The organism is Pseudomonas sp. 1176_21 (assembly GCF_052850635.1).
The window spans coordinates 342082-358995 of the sequence record NZ_VXCV01000005.1; the positions used below are offsets into that span (position 1 = coordinate 342082).

A 16914-nucleotide genomic window follows, 5' to 3' on the forward strand; every position below is an offset into this window, starting at 1 on the left:
GGCTCAGCGCTGGCTCAGGATCTTGGCGACCACGCCCACGTTGTGGGCCAGGTGCACGGGATTGATGGTGCCGACAATAGCACTGCTCACCCCGGGGTGGGCAAACAGCAGCTCGAAGCTGGCCCGCACCGGGTCGACGCCCGGGGCCAGGCAGGCATGACCGCTGGCCAGGGCCTTTTTCACCAGGATGGCCTTGCCGTGTTCGGCAGCATAGTCCAGCACCGGGCGTTCGCCCTGCTCGTCGAGGTTGTAGGTAACCATCGCGCAATCGCCTGTTTGCAGGGCCTGCAGCCCCCCTTCGACGGTTTTGCCGGACAGCCCGAAGCCGCGAATCTTGCCTTCCTGCTTGAGTCGGGCCAGGGTTTCGTACACCGCTCCCTGCTGCAGAATGCGCAGATCGTTGCCGTCGGAATGCACCAGTACAAGATCGATACAATCTGTTTCAAGGCGTTGGAGGCTGCGTTCCACCGAGCGGCGCGTGTGGGCGGCGCTGAAGTCGAAGTGCGAGTGGCCGTCGTCGAACTCTTCGCCGACCTTGCTGACGATCACCCAGTCGTGGCGCTGGCCGCGCAGCAATGGGCCCAGCCGCTCTTCGCTGCGGCCATAGGCCGGTGCGGTGTCGATCAGGTTGATGCCCAGCTCACGGGCCTGGCGCAGCAGCAGGCGGGCCTCGTCGTCGTCGGGGATGGTGAAGCCGTTGGGGTATTTGACGCCCTGGTCGCGGCCCAGCTTGACCGTGCCCAGCCCCAGCGGGGAAACGCTCAGGCCGGTGCTGCCCAGCGGGCGGTGATAGGGGTGCAGGGTCGGCAGGCTCATGGCAGCAGTTGCTCCCATACCGGTTGTGCCAGGGGCGGTTTTGGCAGGGGCGGCAGGGCAGGCAGATTGCCTGGCTTGATATCGTCACGTTCCAGGCTGTTCAGCACGCGGTCAGCGAAGTCCGGTGCCAGGGCCAGCTTGGTCGGCCAGCCCACCAGCAGGCGCTGCTGGTCGGCGAGGAAGGCGTTGTCGGGGCGCACCAGGCCCGATTGCGCGGGTTCAGCGCGGTCGACACGCACGGTGGCCCACTGCACCTGGCTGAGGTCGACCCAGGGCAGCAGCCCCGCGACCTCCTTGCGGGCGGCAGCGATCTGCGCTTCGGGTTCGCGGGCAACGCCCTCGGCTTCGGCCAGGTCGCCGCCCAGGTACCACACCCACTGGCCGTCGGCGGCCGGGTGGGTGGTCACGGTGATGCGCGGCTTGGGCCCACCGCCCAGGCAGTGGGCGTACAGCGGCTTGAGGCTCGGGCCCTTGGCCATGACCATGTGCAGCGGTCGGCGCTGCATGGCCGGCTGGCTCAGGCCCAGGCTTTGCAGCAGCGCGGCATTGCCGGCACCGGCGCTGAGCACCACGCGCTGGGCGCGGATATCGCGGCCATCGACACGCAAGCCGACCAGTTCGTCACCTTCATGCAGCGGTTCGATATGTTCACCGGCCAGCAGGCTGTCGCCGGCCAGCTCTGCCAGGCGCGCGAGCAGGCTCGGCACGTCCACCACCAGTTCGGCCAGGCGGTACACCTTGCCCTTGAAGGCACGGTCCTGCAGGGCAGGGGGCAACTGGTCGCCCTTGACCTGGTCGACCCGGCCGCGTACCGCCTTGCTGGCGAAGAAGCTGGTGAGATTGCCGGCCAGGGTGCCGGGCGACCACAGGTAGTGCGCCTCGGACAGCAGGCGCACGCCGCTCAGGTCCAGTTCGCCGTTGCCGGCCAGGGCCTCGCGCCAGCGCCGCGGCATGTCGGCAATGGCCTCGGAGGCGCCGGTGAGCGCACCGTGCAGGGCGTACTTGGCACCGCCGTGGATGATCCCCTGGGACTTGAGGGTCTGCTCGCCACCGAGGCTGGCGCGTTCCACCAGCACCGTCGAGTAGCCCAGGCGGCGCAGGCGGGCATTGAGCCAGAGGCCTGCGACCCCTGCGCCGACGATCAGCACGTCGGTGGAAATAACGGATGACATGCACGCACCTCACAAGCAAAGACAGGAGCGCAGTATACAGCCTGTGAGGTTTCGTACCCTGTCGCTCATCAATGCCCGGTGGTTTTGGAGAACACCTGGATCACCACCACGCCGCCGACGATCATGGCCATGCCGAGCATGGCCGGCACATCCAGTTTCTGCCCGTAGATCACCAGCGCCGCGATGCTGATCAGCACGATGCCCAGGCCCGACCAGATGGCGTAGGCAATGCCTACCGGAATGCTGCGAACCACCAGGGTCAGCATCCAGAACGCCACGATGTAGCCGCACACCATCAGAAGCAGGGGCAGCGGCGTACTCAGGCCCTTGACCGCCTTCATCGAGGCGGTGGCAATGACTTCGGCGCAGATGGCGATGGCCAGGTAGGTATAGGCGTTCATGGTAGTCCTCTGTTCTGGTCGCGCATTCTAGAGGATGGCGCAATGGGGTAAAGTCATTACCTATCTATTCTGGAGATAGGCTGGCATGCACGGTCAATGGAACCTCGAACAGCTGCGCACCTTCGTGCGGGTCGCCGAACTGCGCTCGTTCTCGGCGGTGGCGCGTGAGCAGCGCAAGGCCCAGTCGGCGGTCAGCAACGCCATCGCGTTGTTCGAGGCCGACCTTGGGGTCACGCTGTTCGAGCGTAGCAGCGGGCGTCAGCCGCGCCTGACCGATGCCGGCCAGGCGTTGCTCGAGGAGGCACGCGAGCTGCTGCGCCAGTGCGAGCGCCTGGATGGCCGGGCGCAGGCGCTGATGCGCGGGCAGGAGGCGCAACTGCGCCTGGCGCAGGACGAGGCCATGCCCTTCCAGCCGGTGCTCGACAGCCTCGACGAGCTGGCCGTGCAGTACCCGCTGCTGGAAATCCAGGTGGCCAGCGGGGCCCAGGGCGATGTGGCGCGCAAGCTGCTGGAGCGCCGTGCCGACCTGGGCCTGATGTTTCACCACGAGCACATGCCTGCAGCGCTGGAGCGCCAGGCGCTGGGCAGCGTGGAGATGGTCACCGTGTGCGCGGTGCATCACCCGCTGGCGCAACTGGCCAGCGTCAATCGCCAGCAGCTGGCGCAGCACCGTCAGTTGCTGATCACGCCCCAGCAGAGCGGCTACCCTGGCGGCGAACCGATCAGCCCGCAGATCTGGCGCGCCGACAGCTTCTACGTGATGGCCGAGATGCTCATGCGCGGGCTGGGCTGGGCCTGGCTGCCGCGCCATGTGGTGCAGTACCCGGCCTACCAGCAGCAGATGGTGGAGCTTGCCAGCGAGTGGCGCCCGCCGGCGCTGGTGGTGGAGTTGGCGTGGCGCCGCGACGAGCCGCTGGGGCCGGCCGCGCGCTGGCTGGCCGAGCGCTTCGCAGTGCATTTGTGCGCCATTGGCTAGTACACTTCGGCGCCATGAACAGAACCCTATATACCCTGCTGTTTCACCTGGGCCTGCCGCTGGTCGCGCTGCGCCTGTACCTGCGCTCGCGCAAGGCGCCGGCCTATGCCCGGCGCATCGCCGAGCGCTTCGGCCTGAAGCTGCCGCCCCTGCAGCCGGGGGGCATCTGGGTGCATGCGGTGTCGGTGGGCGAGAGCATCGCCGCCGCGCCGATGGTGCGTGCCCTGCTGCAACGTTATCCACAGTTGCCGATCACCATCACCTGCATGACGCCCACCGGTTCCGAGCGCATCCAGGCGCTGTTCGCAAACGAGCCACGCATCCAGCACTGCTACCTGCCGTACGACCTGCCGTGGGCGGCGGCGCGGTTTCTGGAGCGTGCACGCCCGCAACTGGCGGTGATCATGGAGACCGAGCTGTGGCCCAACCATATCCATCAGTGCGCCCGACGTGGCATACCGGTGGCGCTGGCCAATGCGCGGTTGTCGGCGCGTTCGGCCAGGGGCTATGCGCGTTTTGCCGGGTTGACCCGGCCGATGCTGGCCGAGATGAGCCTGATCGCGGTGCAGACCGAAACCGAGGCCGAGCGTTTTCGCCAGCTCGGTGCGCGGCCCGAGTGCGTGCAGGTGACCGGCTCGATCAAGTTCGACCTGACCATCGATGCGCAGCTGCCGGTGCGCGCCAGGGCACTGCGTGAAGAGTGGCAGGCGCTGCAACGGCCGGTGTGGATTGCCGCAAGCACCCATGAGGGCGAGGACGAGGTGATCCTGGCAGCGCATCGGCAGTTGCTGGCGCACCATTCGGACGCGCTGCTGATGCTGGTACCGCGTCATCCGGAGCGCTTCAATGCGGTGCATGGGTTGTGCGCAGCGCAGTTTTCCACGGTGCGCCGCTCTGGCGGGGCGCCGGTGATGGCGGATTGCCAGGTACTGCTGGGCGATACCATGGGCGAGCTGCTGTTTCTGTATGCGCTGGCGGACATCGCGTTCGTCGGCGGCAGCCTGGTGCCCAACGGCGGGCACAATCTGCTGGAGCCGGCTGCACTGGCCAGGCCAGTGCTGAGTGGGCCGCATCTGTTCAACTTTCTCGAGATCGCGGCGATGCTGCGCGAGGCGGGGGCGTTGTGCGAAGTGGATGATGCCCAGGGGCTGGCGGCCGAGGTGCGGCGCCTGATCGAGCTGCCCAGCGATGCACTGAAGATGGGCGAGGCGGGGGTCGGGGTGATGCGGGCCAATCAGGGGGCGTTGAAGCGCCTGCTGGATGGGCTGGGGAATCTGCTCAAGGCGTGAGGCCTGTTCGCCGGCAAGGCCGGCTCCTACACGGGGTGCGCAACACCTGTAGGAGCCGGCCTTGCCGGCGAAGCTGTTTCAGGGCCTTTCGAAATTGGCTTGCGCCGCCTTGGCCAGGTCCGGCGGCAGGAAGTCCTTGTCCGGGTTGTAGTCGGGCTTGAGGTAGCGACCCAGGTCATTCAGGTCTTGCGGGCTCAAGGTCCCGGCGGCCTGCTTCAGGCGCAGGTTGTCGAGGATGTAGTCATACCGGGTGTTGTTGTAGTCGCGCACCGAGGTGTACAGCTGGCGCTGTGCATCCAGCACGTCGACGATGTTGCGCGTACCCACCTGGTAACCGATTTCGGTCGCTTCCAGCGCACTCTGGTTGGAAATGATCGACTGCTTGCGCGCCTGCACCTGCTCCACGTCGGTGTTCACCGCGCGGTGCAGGTTGCGGGTGTTTTCCACCACCTGGCGACGCAGGCTCTCGCGCTGCTGTTCGCTCTGGCTCAGGCGCTGGTACGCCTCGCGCACCTGCGAGCTGGTCAGCCCGCCACTGTAGATCGGGATGTTCAGCTGCAGGCCGATGCTGGTCTGCTCCACGTCGCCGCGGTAGTTCTGGCCCGTCAGGTTGGGGTTGCTGAAGCCCAGGCTGTCGTTGTCACCCTTCTGGTAGCGCGCCACCGCGTCCACCGTCGGCGCGTGCCCGGCCTTGCGCTGGCGCAGGGTTTCCTCGGCCGCGTTGACCGCGTAGTTGGTGGCCTGCAGGTTCAGGTTCTGCTTTGCGGCGGTTTCTACCCAGGCCTTGGCGTCATTGGGCGTGGGTACCTGCACCGGCAGGGTGTGCACGATGCCCTGCACCGAGTTGTAGTCGCGGTTGGTCAGGGTCACCAGTGCCTCGAAGGCGTCGTCCACCTGGCGCTGCGCGACGATGCGGTTGGCGCGTGCGGTGTCGTAGCTGGCCTGGGACTGCAGCACGTCGGTCTTGTCCGACAGGCCCACGTCGAAGCGCTCGTTGCTCTGGTCGAGCTGGCGCTTGAACGCGGCTTCTTCGGCCTTGGTCGAGGCCAGGGTGTCCTGGGCGCGCAGCACGGCGAAGTAGTTCTCGGCACTTTGCAGAATCAGGTTCTGTTCGGTGGCCGACAGCTCCAGCGCCGCCTGTTCGTTCACCGCTTCGGCTGCCTGCAACTGGAACCAGCGGTCGGCGCGGAAGATCGGCTGGGCCAGGGTGGCCTGCCAGGAGTTGCCGCTGCGGTTGGCGGTGATCGAGGGGTGGTCGATCTTCGTACGGCTGTTCATCATCTCGGCGCCGGCCGAGAGGTTGGGCAGCAGGCCGGCACGGGCCTGGGGCACCACTTCCTTGCGGGCGCCGTAGTCGGCGCGGGCAGCGGCCAGGTCGGCGTTGTTGTTCACCGCTTCCTGATACACGCTGACCAGATCGGTGCGTACCGACAGGGGCGGTTCTGCTGCCCAGGCCATTCCGTTGGTAGCACACGACACGGCGAGGGCCAGTGAAAGTTTGCGCAGCATAGGGCAGTCCTTGAACGGTTGAGTATTTCTGAACCGATGAGTGTAGTTGCGCAGGCATTTTGCAACAATCCGCTATTTGCGCCTTTTATCATGCTTGTGCTTGGACTGTTGGCGTTTCGCGTCGCACCGGTCTATGCTGGGCGCGTTCTTGTCGGGGTGCCTTGCGTTGAGGCTGAGATCGGATAATTCCGGATCCCGTTGAACCTGATCAGGTTAGCGCCTGCGTAGGGAACAAGATTGCTCGTCTCCCGCGAGCCCTCTTGTGTCGGCTGCGGGATTGTCATTTCAGCTTTTTGGCTGGTGTGGCATCTTCCGTTTTCGGCACAGCACCAGCCCTGGTGCGCCCGTGCCTTTCAGGTTCACTCCGACTGCCAACCCGTCTGGAGAGCCTGTGATGAGCCAAAAACAAAAATACCCCGCGCACCTGAGTGAATCGGCCAAGGTCGACGAGCAGTCCGTGCAGCCGTTCACCCGTTCGCGCAAGATCTACGTGCAGGGCTCGCGCCCCGATATCCAGGTGCCGATGCGCGAAATCAGCCTGGACGACACCCCCACCGATTTCGGCGGCGAAGCCAACGCGCCGGTGCTGGTGTACGACACCTCCGGCCCCTACACCGACCCCACCGTGCAGATCGACGTGCGCAAGGGCCTGGGCGATGTGCGCTCGGCCTGGATCGACGCGCGTGGCGACACCGAGCGCCTGGCCGGGCTGTCCTCCAGTTTCGGCCAGATGCGCCTGAACGACGTGGAACTGACCAAGCTGCGCTTTGCCCACGTGCGCAACCCGCGCCGGGCCAAGGCCGGCGTCAACGTCAGCCAGATGCACTACGCGCGCCAGGGCATCATCACCGCCGAGATGGAGTACGTGGCCATCCGCGAGAACATGAAGCTGCAGGAGGCCCGCGCCGCCGGCCTGCTCGACCAGCAGCACGCCGGGCACAGCTTCGGCGCAAGCATCCCCAAGGAGATCACCGCCGAATTCGTACGCGAGGAAGTCGCTCGCGGCCGCGCGATCATTCCGGCCAACATCAACCATGTGGAGCTGGAGCCGATGATCATCGGCCGCAATTTCCTGGTGAAGGTCAACGGCAACATCGGCAACAGCGCGCTGGGCTCCTCCATCGAGGAAGAAGTGGCCAAGCTGACCTGGGGCATCCGCTGGGGCTCGGACACGGTAATGGACCTGTCCACCGGCAAGCACATCCATGAAACCCGCGAGTGGATCATCCGCAACTCGCCGGTGCCGATCGGTACGGTGCCGATCTACCAGGCACTGGAGAAGGTCAACGGCGTGGCCGAGGATCTGACCTGGGAGCTGTTTCGCGACACGCTGATCGAACAGGCCGAGCAGGGCGTGGACTACTTCACCATCCATGCCGGCGTGCTGCTGCGCTACGTGCCGCTGACCGCCAAGCGCGTGACCGGCATCGTCAGCCGCGGCGGCTCGATCATGGCCAAGTGGTGCCTGGCGCATCACAAGGAAAACTTCCTCTACACCCATTTCGACGAAATCTGCGAAATCATGAAGGCCTACGACGTCAGCTTTTCGCTGGGCGACGGCCTGCGCCCGGGCTCGATCGCCGACGCCAACGACGCGGCGCAGTTCGGCGAGCTGGAGACCCTGGGCGAGCTGACCAAGATCGCCTGGAAGCATGACGTGCAGTGCATGATCGAAGGCCCCGGCCACGTGCCGATGCAGTTGATCAAGGAGAACATGGACAAGCAGCTCGAGTGCTGCGACGAGGCGCCGTTCTACACCCTGGGCCCGCTGACCACCGACATCGCGCCGGGGTACGACCACATCACCTCGGGCATCGGTGCGGCGATGATCGGCTGGTTCGGTTGCGCGATGCTCTGCTACGTGACGCCCAAGGAGCACCTGGGGCTGCCGAACAAGGACGACGTCAAGACCGGCATCATCACCTACAAGATCGCCGCGCACGCGGCGGACCTGGCCAAGGGGCACCCGGGCGCGCAGATCCGCGACAACGCTTTGAGCAAGGCGCGGTTCGAGTTCCGCTGGGAAGACCAGTTCAACCTGGGCCTGGACCCGGACACCGCACGCTCGTTCCACGACGAGACCCTGCCCAAGGATTCGGCCAAGGTCGCGCACTTCTGCTCGATGTGCGGGCCGAAGTTCTGCTCGATGAAGATCACCCAGGAAGTGCGTGAATACGCCGCCAACCAGCCGGTCGAGGTGGCGGTAGAAGAGGGCATGCGCGAGCAGGCCGAGCGGTTCCGCCAGGAAGGCAGCCAGTTGTACCAGAAGGTCTGAAAGCATCGCGGGTCAAGCTCGCTCCCACAGGTATGCCGCTGCCCTAGAGATCAGCGATACCCCGTGGGAGCGGGCTTGACCCGCGAAAGGGCCTTCCATCCAACCCACATTTCCTGCCGAGTCTTCATCGTGAGCACACCCAGCCACTACTCCCCCGATTCCCCCATTCCCGACAGCCAGCGCGTCTTCGGCGCGCGGGACCTGTTCTCCCTGTGGTTCTCCCTCGGCATCGGCCTGATGGTGCTGCAGACCGGCGCCTTGCTCGGCCCCGGCCTGGGCCTGCCCGGCGCGTTGCTGGCCATCACCCTCGGCACGCTGGTCGGCGTTCTGCTGCTGGCCGCCGCCGGCGTCATCGGCAGCGACACCGGCCTGTCGGCCATGGGCACCCTGCGCCTGAGCCTGGGCCGCCACGGCGTGGCGCTGCCGGCCATTCTCAACCTGCTGCAACTGGTTGGCTGGGGCGCGTTCGAAATCATCGTGATGCGCGACGCCGCCAGCCTGCTCGGTGCGCGGGCCTTCGGCGCCGACAGCCTGTGGGTCAGCCCGCTGCTGTGGGCACTGTGCTTCGGCGCCCTGGCCACCGCGCTGGCGGTGGCCGGCCCGCTGACCTTCGTGCGCCGCATTTTGCGCAAATGGGGCATCTGGCTGCTGCTGGGCGCCTGCCTGTGGCTGACCTGGAACCTGTTCGCCAAGGCCGACCTGGCTGCCCTGTGGGCCCGCGCCGGGGATGGCTCGATGTCGCTGGGGGTGGGCTTTGACATCGCCATCGCCATGCCGCTGTCGTGGCTGCCGCTGATTGCCGACTACTCGCGCTTCGGCAGGCATTCGGCGCAGGTGTTCGTGGGTACCGCACTGGGCTACTTCATCGGCAACCTGTGGATGATGAGCCTGGGCGTGGCCTACATCCTGGCCTTCGCCACCGATGGCGAAGCCAGCACCCTGCTGCTGGCGCTGGCCGGCGCAGGCTTTGGCATCCCGCTGTTGCTGGTGCTGCTCGACGAGTCGGAAAAGGCCTTTGCCGACATCCACTCGGCGGCGGTGTCCAGCAGCCTGCTGTCAGGCGTGAAGGTCGAGCACCTGGCACTGGTGATCGGCGTGGTGTGCACCCTGATCGCCTGCTTCGCGCCGCTGGGCCAGTACGAGAACTTCCTGCTGCTGATCGGCTCGGTGTTCGCGCCGCTGTTCGGTGTGGTGCTGAGCGACCACTACGTGCTGCGCCGGCGTCGCCTGCCGGGTGTGGTCGACGGCCTGCACTACGGGGCGCTGGTGGCGTGGGCCTGTGGCGTGGCGACCTACCATGTGCTGGCGCATTACGCCGCGGACGTTGGCGCCACCCTGCCAGCCTTGCTGCTGGCAGGGGCGCTGCATCTGTTGCTGGGCTTCAACCGCGGCCGGGAAACAGCTCGGGCCTGATCACGCCGTTCAGGCGCGGGTAGGGAATCTTGAGCTCGATGTGGCCCATGGAGTACGGGGCGATGGCATACACCTCGTACTTCACCACCACCGCGCCGTAGGTCAGGGCGACGTGCGGTGACTTCTGGAATGGCCAGTTCTTCACGAACTCGGCGTCCTTGTCCATGCCGGTGCTGATCAGCCAGCCCTTGTGGGCCTCTTCGACGGTCTTCCAGAAGGTCGCCTCCTGGCCCGGCACCAGCATGTCCTGCAGGGTCAGCACCTTGTCCTGCTGGCGCGAATAGTTGATGAAGCCGCGCCCCGGCATGCCGTGCGCGCCGCCGGTGTCCAGGTAGCTGGACAACTCGATGATCACCAAGCCGTCATGCTGCTCGCGTACCTTGGCCTGCAGGTAGCTGCTGTTGCGGCTCTGGGCCGATTGCAGGTAGCTGTCCTCGTAGGACTTGAGCGAGGCCGGCAACGGTGCGCCCTCGCCATCGCTGGTGAGCTTGAGCAGGCTGCGCTCGACGATCGCATCGAGCTTGGGGTTGGTGGGGAAGTGCACCGTGTCGATGTTCACCAGCGGGCAGTCGGCTGCGGTGCAGCCCGGCTTGATGTGCTCCCACCTGTCGCGCTTGACCTCGAGCGGCACGCGCATGTTGGGCTGGAACAGGCTCTGGCAGGCGCCCAGGGTCAAGGCCAGGGCGGTCACGCAGGCTAACTTCGCAAGTGACATGATGATCCTTGTAGTGCAACGGTAATCGGGCTTGGACCGTCGGCAATGCCGTCGGTTCGCCACTAAGCTGACAAGAAAGGCTGCGCCTATCCTCGCAGCCCGCACGATTGTTTTAAAGGGGTGAAACCGCGCAGTGTGCAGGTTAGGATGGCGCGACGTGGTAATGGGGTAACGAGGTATCCATGACAGACAAGCCAAAGGCCATGCCGACCGACGTACAGATCGTGCGGCGCGAAAACTGCTTCAAGGGCTTTTACCGGCTCGACCGGCTGCACCTGCGCCACGAGCTGTTTGCCGGCGGCATGGGCCGCGAGATCAGCCGTGAGCTGTTCGTGCGCCACGACGCAGTGTGCGTGCTGCCCTATGATCCGCAGCGTGACGAAGTGGTGCTGATCGAGCAGTTTCGCGTCGGCGCCATGGGCAAGGTCGACAACCCCTGGCTGGTGGAACTGGTCGCCGGTCTGATCGACAAGGACGAACAGCCCGAGGAGGTTGCGCACCGCGAGGCGCAGGAGGAAGCTGGGCTGACATTCAGTGCGCTGTGGCCGATGACCAAGTACTTTCCGTCGCCCGGCGGCAGCGATGAATTCGTGCACCTGTACCTGGGGCGTTGCCACAGCGACGGCGCGGGCGGCCTGCACGGGCTGGAAGAAGAGGGCGAAGACATTCGCGTGAAGGCCTGGGCGTTCGAGGATGCGTTGCAGGCCGTGCGCGATGGGCGCATTGCCAATGCCGCGAGCATCATTGCCCTGCAATGGCTGGCGTTGAACCGTGATGAAGTCAGGGGGCTGTGGTCGTGAATCTGTTGCGCGAGCGCTACCGGGTCGATCTGGTCGGCTTGCAGGCTGCCTGCGAGGCCAACTATGCGCGCCTGATGCGACTGTTGCCCGACATGCGCACCACCCAGAGCTCGCGCCGCATCGGCATGACCCAGGGTGACCAGATGCTCGGCGTGCTGGTGCTTGACGTGGTGCTGGCCTGCCCTTACACCACCACCCTGCGCGTGCGCCAGGAGCACAGCCTGCCGTGGCTGCCGGTGCCGCAACTGGAGGTGCAGGTGTACCACGACGCGCGCATGGCCGAGGTGGTCAGTGCCGAGCATGCGCGGCGCTTTCGCAGTGTCTACCCATACCCCAATGCGGCCATGCACCAGCCGGACGAAAAGGCCCAGCTCAACCTGTTCCTGGGCGAGTGGCTGAGCCATTGCCTGGCCTGCGGCCACGAACTGGAAGCGGTTCGCTGAAAATGTGACCGGTGTCGTGGGCGCGGGGTTTGCCGTTGCCTGCATTCCCACCATAATCGTGCAGAATCCGCCCAAGGAGACGGCCTTGCCGCACTCGATCATCCCTTCCCGTGACGCCTCGGTGCTGCTGGTGCAGCTCTCCGACAGTCATCTGTTCGCCGAAGCCGAAGGCACGCTGCTGGGCATGAACACCCGCGACAGCCTGCGCCGGGTGGTCGAGCGGGTACTCGACGAACAGCCGGTGGTCGACCTGGTGCTGGCCACCGGCGACCTGTCGCAGGATGGCAGCGTCGAATCCTATCTGCAGTTTCTGGCCCTCAGCGGCAGGATCCCGGCCCCGGCCCGCTGGCTGGCCGGCAATCACGACGAGCCGTTCCCCATGGCCCAGGTGGCACGCGGCAGTTCGCTGCTCGAGCCGGTGGTGGATGCCGGTGCCTGGCGGGTGATCATGCTCAACTCGGCCGTGTGCGGCTCGGTGCCGGGGCTGCTGGCAGACGATCAGCTGCAACTGCTCAGGCAGGCCCTGGAGGCCGCACCGCAGCGCCATTGCCTGATCTGCTTCCATCACCAGCCGGTTTCCATCGATTGCGCCTGGATGGCGCCCATCGGGCTGCGTAACGCCGATGCGCTGTTCGACCTGCTCAAGGGTTATCCACAGGTGCGCGCGCTGCTCTGGGGGCATATCCACCAGGAGTGGGACCAGCTGCGTGACGGTGTGCGTCTGCTCGCCTCGCCGTCCACCTGCATTCAGTTCGAGCCGGGCAGTGAAGACTTCAAGGTGGGCGACCAGGCCCCGGGGTATCGCTGGCTGCGCCTGCATGACGACGGCAGGCTCGAGACCGGGGTCTCGCGCGTGACCGACTTTGCCTTCACCGTCGATTACGGCAGCAGTGGGTACTGAGCGCTGCAAGCTGCAAGTGAACGCGAGTATCACCGCCCGGTTGTAACCCGATGTTTGAAAGTTGCCGCTCAAGGCTTCTCGAACAGGCTAAACTGCGCGTCTTTTGTGCTCGTTGCGACGGGCGTTGCATGGGCATCGGGGGCGATCATGTCGGGTTCGATTCTTTATATCCACGGGTTCAACAGTGCGCCCAGTTCGACCAAGGCCAGTCAGCTGAGCAGTGTGATGCAGCAGCTGGGGCTGGCCGGGCAGCTGCGCGTGCCCCTGCTGGACAACCATCCGCGCCAGGCCGTGGCGCAGCTTGAACGTGCCATCGCCGAGCTGGGTTCGCCATTGCTGGTCGGCAGCTCGCTCGGGGGCTACTATGCCACCCACCTGGCCCAGCGCCACGGGCTCAAGGCCTTGCTGATCAACCCGGCCGTCAATCCGCACCAGCTGTTCGACGGCTACCTGGGCCCGCAGCAGAATTTCTACACCGGGGAAACCTGGGAGCTGACACTGGACCACGTGCAGGCCCTGGCCGAGCTGGAAGTGCCCGCACCGAGCGACCCCGAGCGCTTTCAGGTATGGCTGCAGACGGGCGATGAAACCCTGGACTACCGCCGTGCCCAGGCCTTCTATCGGGCCTGTGCGCTACGCATCGAGGCCGGTGGCGACCACAGCTTCCAGGGCTTCGCGCAGCACCTGCCGGCCATGCTGAGCTTTGCCGGCATTGCACCGCAGGTGTACCAGGCGTTCGATTTTTCTGTACTTTGACTGATTATTTTCACCTACGACTGACGACGAGAACCCATGGCCAATCCCAGCGCTAGCGCCTATAACGCAGACGCCATCGAAGTCCTCTCCGGCCTTGACCCGGTGCGCAAGCGCCCGGGCATGTACACCGACACCAGCCGGCCCAATCACCTGGCCCAGGAAGTCATCGACAACAGCGTCGACGAAGCGCTGGCCGGCCACGCCCGCACCGTGCAGGTCATCCTGCATGCAGACCATTCGCTGGAAGTGTCCGACGACGGTCGCGGCATGCCCGTGGACATCCACCCCGAAGAGGGCGTGTCGGGCGTCGAGCTGATCCTCACCAAGCTGCACGCCGGCGGCAAGTTTTCCAACAAGAACTACCAGTTCTCCGGCGGCCTGCACGGGGTGGGCATCTCGGTGGTCAACGCCCTGTCCAACCAGGTACGGGTACGGGTCAAGCGCGACGGCAACGAGTACCAGATGACCTTCGCCGACGGCTTCAAGGCCACCGAGCTCGAAGTGATCGGTACCGTCGGCAAGCGCAACACCGGTACCAGCGTGTACTTCGCGCCCGATCCCAAGTATTTCGACTCGCCCAAGTTTTCCATCAGCCGCCTCAAGCATGTGCTCAAGGCCAAGGCCGTACTGTGCCCGGGGCTGCTGGTCAGCTTCGAGGACAAAGGCACCGGCGAGAAGGTCGAGTGGCATTACGAGGACGGCCTGCGCTCGTACCTCGAAGACTCGGTAAGCGAGTTCCTGCGCCTGCCCGACGCGCCGTTCTGCGGCAGCCTGGCGGGCAACAAGGAGGCCGTGGACTGGGCCTTGCTGTGGTTGCCCGAAGGCGGCGACAGCGTGCAGGAAAGCTACGTCAACCTGATTCCCACCGCCCAGGGCGGCACCCACGTCAACGGCCTGCGCCAGGGCCTGCTCGATGCCATGCGCGAGTTCTGCGAGTTCCGCAACCTGCTGCCGCGCGGGGTCAAGCTGGCCCCCGAGGACGTGTGGGAGCGCATCAGCTTCGTGCTCTCGATGAAGATGCAGGAGCCGCAGTTCTCCGGCCAGACCAAGGAGCGCCTGTCGTCTCGCGAGGCCGCCGCATTCGTTTCCGGCGTGGTCAAGGATGCCTTCAGCCTGTGGCTCAACGCCCACCCCGAAGTGGGCATGCAACTGGCGGAACTGGCGATCAACAACGCCGGGCGCCGGCTCAAGGCCAGCAAGAAGGTCGAGCGCAAGCGCGTGACCCAGGGCCCGGCACTGCCAGGCAAGCTGGCCGACTGCGCCGGGCAGGACCCGATGCGCGCCGAGCTGTTCCTGGTCGAGGGTGACTCGGCCGGTGGTTCGGCCAAGCAGGCGCGCGACAAGGAGTTCCAGGCCATCCTGCCGCTGCGCGGCAAGATCCTCAACACCTGGGAAGTCGACGGCGGCGAAGTGCTGGCCAGTCAGGAAGTGCACAACATCGCGGTGGCCATCGGCGTCGACCCCGGTGCCACCGACATGAGCCAGCTGCGCTACGGCAAGATCTGCATCCTGGCCGACGCCGACTCCGACGGCCTGCACATCGCCACCTTGCTCTGCGCCCTGTTCGTGCAGCACTTCCGCCCGCTGGTGGAGGCCGGCCACGTGTACGTGGCGATGCCGCCGCTGTACCGCATCGACCTGGGCAAGGAGATCTACTACGCCCTGGACGAGGCCGAACGCGACGGCATCCTCGACCGCCTGGTGGCCGAGAAGAAGCGCGGCAAGCCGCAGGTCACCCGATTCAAGGGCCTGGGCGAGATGAACCCGCCGCAGCTGCGTGAAACCACCATGGACCCGAACACCCGGCGCCTGGTGCAGTTGACCCTGGAAGACCTCGAAGGCACCCGCGAGATCATGGACATGCTGCTGGCCAAGAAACGTGCGGGCGACCGCAAGAGCTGGCTGGAGTCCAAAGGCAACCTGGCCGAGGTACTGGCTTGATCGCTCGGTGCCTGGCAGCGCTGTTGTCACTGCTGGGCGTGCCGGCGCTGGCCGAAACCTGGCCGGAGCTGGCGATGCAGAGCGAGCATCCGGTAGAGGGCATGCGTGGCGGCAACCTGTCGGGGCTGGCCCTGTGCAACGGCGAGCTCTGGACCGTCTCGGACCGCGACGACGACCTGCTGTACCGCCTGGACACCACCCAGACGGTGTGGCAGGCCGAAGGTATTCGCCTGGAGGTGCCGCCGGTGCCGGACAGCGGCCTGCCCTGGGGCCTGCGCTCGAGCAACTGGGCAATGTCCTACGTGCGCGGCGGCGAGCTGGATTTCGAAGGCATCAGTTGCGATGCCGCAGGCAATCACTACCTGGTCAGCGAAACCCATGTGGCGGTGCTCAAGGTACCGGTCGCAGGCGACCCCAACTGGCTGAAGATCGACCCGAGCATGGTCCGCCAGGCGCGCGCCAGCGGCATGCTGCTGCACTTCAATGCATTGTTCGAAGGCATCGCCGTGAACCCGGCCGGCGATCGCCTGTGGCTGGCCGCCGAGCGCGAGCGCCGCGGGCTGATTTCGATCAATCGCCAGCAGACCACCTGGCACTGCGGTGATGGCTGCGTGCTGCTCAGCGAGGCCGGCACCGAGATGCAGCCTGCGCAGATGCCCAACGCCCGCGAGCGGCCCCGGGATTTTGCCGACCTGGCGCTGTTCGAAGGCAAGCTGTTCACCCTGGAGCGCAACGCCTACCGTATCTGCCGGCGTGATGTCGACACTGGAAGCGTGGAGCGCTGCTGGTCGTTCGCTGCCGATGCCCTGGTCGAATCGCGGCAGTACTCGCAGCCGTTCGGTCTGGCCGAGGCCCTGGTGATCGATGCCAAGGGTGCCTGGATAGGCCTGGACAACAACGGCGGTCGACGCGCCGATGGTGAAAACCGCCCGATCGTGTGGCGCTTTGCAGCGCCCCAGGGCGGCTGGAGCGCCAAACCGTGAGCCAGGCACCGGGCAAGCGTGCCGGCCGGGTGATGCTGGTGCTGGCGTGGGCGGCCGGGCTGTTCCTGGCCACGCGCTTTTTCGGCGACTGGGAACAGCGCCAGGCCAACCCCAACAGCCAGATCAGCTCGCAGCACGGCGATGGCTATGTCGAGGTGCGGCTGCTGGGCAATGGCCAGGGGCATTTTGTGGCCGACGGTCTGATCAACGGCCAGGCCGTGCATTTTCTGCTGGATACTGGCGCCACCGACGTGGCGATCCCCGAGAGCCTGGCCCGGCAGTTCAGCCTGGAGCGTGGTGCGCCCGTGACCCTGAGTACCGCCAATGGCCGTACCGAGGGCTATCGCACCCGCCTCGACAGCCTGCAACTGGGCGATATTCTGCTGCGCGACGTACGCGCCCTGGTGGTGCCGGGGCTGGACGGCGAGCAGGTACTGCTGGGCATGAGTGCCCTGAAACGACTCGAATTTACCCAGCGCGGCGGCACCTTGCTGCTGCGCCAGACCTTGAAATGATGAGGCCCG

General features: G+C 66.0%; 16 protein-coding genes and 1 riboswitch. Of the genes, 11 read left to right on the forward strand and 5 right to left on the reverse strand.

The genetic code is table 11. From position 1 onward, the window contains the following. Positions 1 to 3: 3 nt before the first annotated feature. The 3 genes from FW760_RS14855 to FW760_RS14865 all read right to left on the reverse strand — a co-directional run bounded on the left by FW760_RS14855 (position 4) and on the right by FW760_RS14865 (position 2389). The gene (locus tag FW760_RS14855) at positions 4 to 816 is read right to left on the reverse strand and encodes an aldo/keto reductase (RefSeq protein ID WP_116052569.1); all 813 of its coding nucleotides are present in this window, start codon (positions 814 to 816) and stop codon (positions 4 to 6) included. Then, positions 813 to 1988 (reverse strand): NAD(P)/FAD-dependent oxidoreductase, encoded by a 1176-nt coding sequence (locus FW760_RS14860; RefSeq protein ID WP_078479863.1) that lies wholly within the window; start codon positions 1986 to 1988, stop codon positions 813 to 815. The genes FW760_RS14855 and FW760_RS14860 overlap by 4 nt, the downstream gene beginning before the upstream one ends. A gap of 68 nt (positions 1989 to 2056) precedes the next feature. After that, positions 2057 to 2389, reverse strand: a complete 333-nt coding sequence (locus FW760_RS14865; RefSeq protein WP_043863569.1) for a DMT family transporter — start codon at positions 2387 to 2389, stop codon at positions 2057 to 2059. Positions 2390 to 2474: 85 nt separating this feature from the next. Between FW760_RS14865 and FW760_RS14870 the strand changes: the two genes are divergently transcribed. Both FW760_RS14870 and waaA read left to right on the forward strand, forming a co-directional pair. After that, positions 2475 to 3365, forward strand: coding sequence for a LysR family transcriptional regulator (locus FW760_RS14870; protein ID WP_043863568.1), 891 nt, complete (start codon positions 2475 to 2477; stop codon positions 3363 to 3365). Positions 3366 to 3379: 14 nt separating this feature from the next. Then, positions 3380 to 4654, forward strand: coding sequence for a lipid IV(A) 3-deoxy-D-manno-octulosonic acid transferase (gene waaA, locus FW760_RS14875; RefSeq protein ID WP_116052572.1), 1275 nt, complete (start codon positions 3380 to 3382; stop codon positions 4652 to 4654). Positions 4655 to 4732: 78 nt separating this feature from the next. Here waaA and FW760_RS14880 read toward each other — a convergent pair whose 3' ends face one another. After that, a complete protein-coding gene (locus FW760_RS14880) occupies positions 4733 to 6163 on the reverse strand; it encodes a TolC family outer membrane protein (protein WP_043863566.1) in 1431 nt (476 codons plus the stop codon). Positions 6164 to 6305: 142 nt separating this feature from the next. Further along, positions 6306 to 6411: riboswitch (TPP riboswitch) on the forward strand. A gap of 146 nt (positions 6412 to 6557) precedes the next feature. Here FW760_RS14880 and thiC point away from each other — a divergent pair. Continuing rightward, on the forward strand, positions 6558 to 8438 hold the full coding sequence (thiC, locus tag FW760_RS14885) for a phosphomethylpyrimidine synthase ThiC (RefSeq protein WP_088514714.1): 1881 nt from the start codon (positions 6558 to 6560) through the stop codon (positions 8436 to 8438). Positions 8439 to 8567: 129 nt separating this feature from the next. Next, the gene (cytX, locus tag FW760_RS14890; RefSeq protein WP_116052574.1) at positions 8568 to 9851 is read left to right on the forward strand and encodes a putative hydroxymethylpyrimidine transporter CytX; all 1284 of its coding nucleotides are present in this window, start codon (positions 8568 to 8570) and stop codon (positions 9849 to 9851) included. Here cytX and FW760_RS14895 read toward each other — a convergent pair. After that, complete coding sequence (locus FW760_RS14895; protein ID WP_043863563.1) at positions 9820 to 10566, reverse strand: RsiV family protein; 747 nt, start codon at positions 10564 to 10566, stop codon at positions 9820 to 9822. The genes cytX and FW760_RS14895 overlap by 32 nt on opposite strands. 182 nt (positions 10567 to 10748) lie before the next feature. On the opposite strand from FW760_RS14895, the gene FW760_RS14900 reads away from it, so the two are divergent. The 7 genes from FW760_RS14900 to FW760_RS14930 all read left to right on the forward strand — a co-directional run bounded on the left by FW760_RS14900 (position 10749) and on the right by FW760_RS14930 (position 16905). Beyond that, positions 10749 to 11366 (forward strand): NUDIX domain-containing protein, encoded by a 618-nt coding sequence (locus FW760_RS14900; protein WP_043863562.1) that lies wholly within the window; start codon positions 10749 to 10751, stop codon positions 11364 to 11366. After that, positions 11357 to 11809: a DUF1249 domain-containing protein gene (locus FW760_RS14905; RefSeq protein WP_043863561.1), complete on the forward strand. Its 453-nt coding sequence runs from the start codon at positions 11357 to 11359 to the stop codon at positions 11807 to 11809. Before FW760_RS14900 ends, FW760_RS14905 begins: the two co-directional genes overlap by 10 nt. Before the next feature lie 85 nt (positions 11810 to 11894). Further along, on the forward strand, positions 11895 to 12710 hold the full coding sequence (gene cpdA, locus FW760_RS14910; protein ID WP_043863560.1) for a 3',5'-cyclic-AMP phosphodiesterase: 816 nt from the start codon (positions 11895 to 11897) through the stop codon (positions 12708 to 12710). 147 nt (positions 12711 to 12857) lie between these two features. Beyond that, on the forward strand, positions 12858 to 13466 hold the full coding sequence (locus FW760_RS14915; protein ID WP_043863559.1) for a YqiA/YcfP family alpha/beta fold hydrolase: 609 nt from the start codon (positions 12858 to 12860) through the stop codon (positions 13464 to 13466). A gap of 36 nt (positions 13467 to 13502) precedes the next feature. Beyond that, a complete protein-coding gene (gene parE / locus FW760_RS14920; protein WP_043863558.1) occupies positions 13503 to 15407 on the forward strand; it encodes a DNA topoisomerase IV subunit B in 1905 nt (634 codons plus the stop codon). After that, positions 15404 to 16390, forward strand: coding sequence for an esterase-like activity of phytase family protein (locus FW760_RS14925; RefSeq protein ID WP_116052577.1), 987 nt, complete (start codon positions 15404 to 15406; stop codon positions 16388 to 16390). Before parE ends, FW760_RS14925 begins: the two co-directional genes overlap by 4 nt. After that, on the forward strand, positions 16387 to 16905 hold the full coding sequence (locus tag FW760_RS14930; protein WP_043863556.1) for a retropepsin-like aspartic protease family protein: 519 nt from the start codon (positions 16387 to 16389) through the stop codon (positions 16903 to 16905). Before FW760_RS14925 ends, FW760_RS14930 begins: the two co-directional genes overlap by 4 nt. Positions 16906 to 16914: the final 9 nt, after the last annotated feature.

What these genes read in the sequence shown, in the direction of transcription:
- FW760_RS14895 (WP_043863563.1), bottom strand. Translation starts at nt 10,566, where the DNA reads ATGTCACTTGCGAAGTTAGCCTGCGTGACCGCCCTGGCCTTGACCCTG.
- FW760_RS14915 (WP_043863559.1), top strand. Translation starts at nt 12,858, where the DNA reads ATGTCGGGTTCGATTCTTTATATCCACGGGTTCAACAGTGCGCCCAGT.
- waaA (WP_116052572.1), top strand. Translation starts at nt 3,380, where the DNA reads ATGAACAGAACCCTATATACCCTGCTGTTTCACCTGGGCCTGCCGCTG.
- FW760_RS14855 (WP_116052569.1), bottom strand. Translation starts at nt 816, where the DNA reads ATGAGCCTGCCGACCCTGCACCCCTATCACCGCCCGCTGGGCAGCACC.
- FW760_RS14880 (WP_043863566.1), bottom strand. Translation starts at nt 6,163, where the DNA reads ATGCTGCGCAAACTTTCACTGGCCCTCGCCGTGTCGTGTGCTACCAAC.
- thiC (WP_088514714.1), top strand. Translation starts at nt 6,558, where the DNA reads ATGAGCCAAAAACAAAAATACCCCGCGCACCTGAGTGAATCGGCCAAG.
- FW760_RS14870 (WP_043863568.1), top strand. Translation starts at nt 2,475, where the DNA reads ATGCACGGTCAATGGAACCTCGAACAGCTGCGCACCTTCGTGCGGGTC.
- FW760_RS14900 (WP_043863562.1), top strand. Translation starts at nt 10,749, where the DNA reads ATGACAGACAAGCCAAAGGCCATGCCGACCGACGTACAGATCGTGCGG.
- FW760_RS14865 (WP_043863569.1), bottom strand. Translation starts at nt 2,389, where the DNA reads ATGAACGCCTATACCTACCTGGCCATCGCCATCTGCGCCGAAGTCATT.
- parE (WP_043863558.1), top strand. Translation starts at nt 13,503, where the DNA reads ATGGCCAATCCCAGCGCTAGCGCCTATAACGCAGACGCCATCGAAGTC.
- FW760_RS14860 (WP_078479863.1), bottom strand. Translation starts at nt 1,988, where the DNA reads ATGTCATCCGTTATTTCCACCGACGTGCTGATCGTCGGCGCAGGGGTC.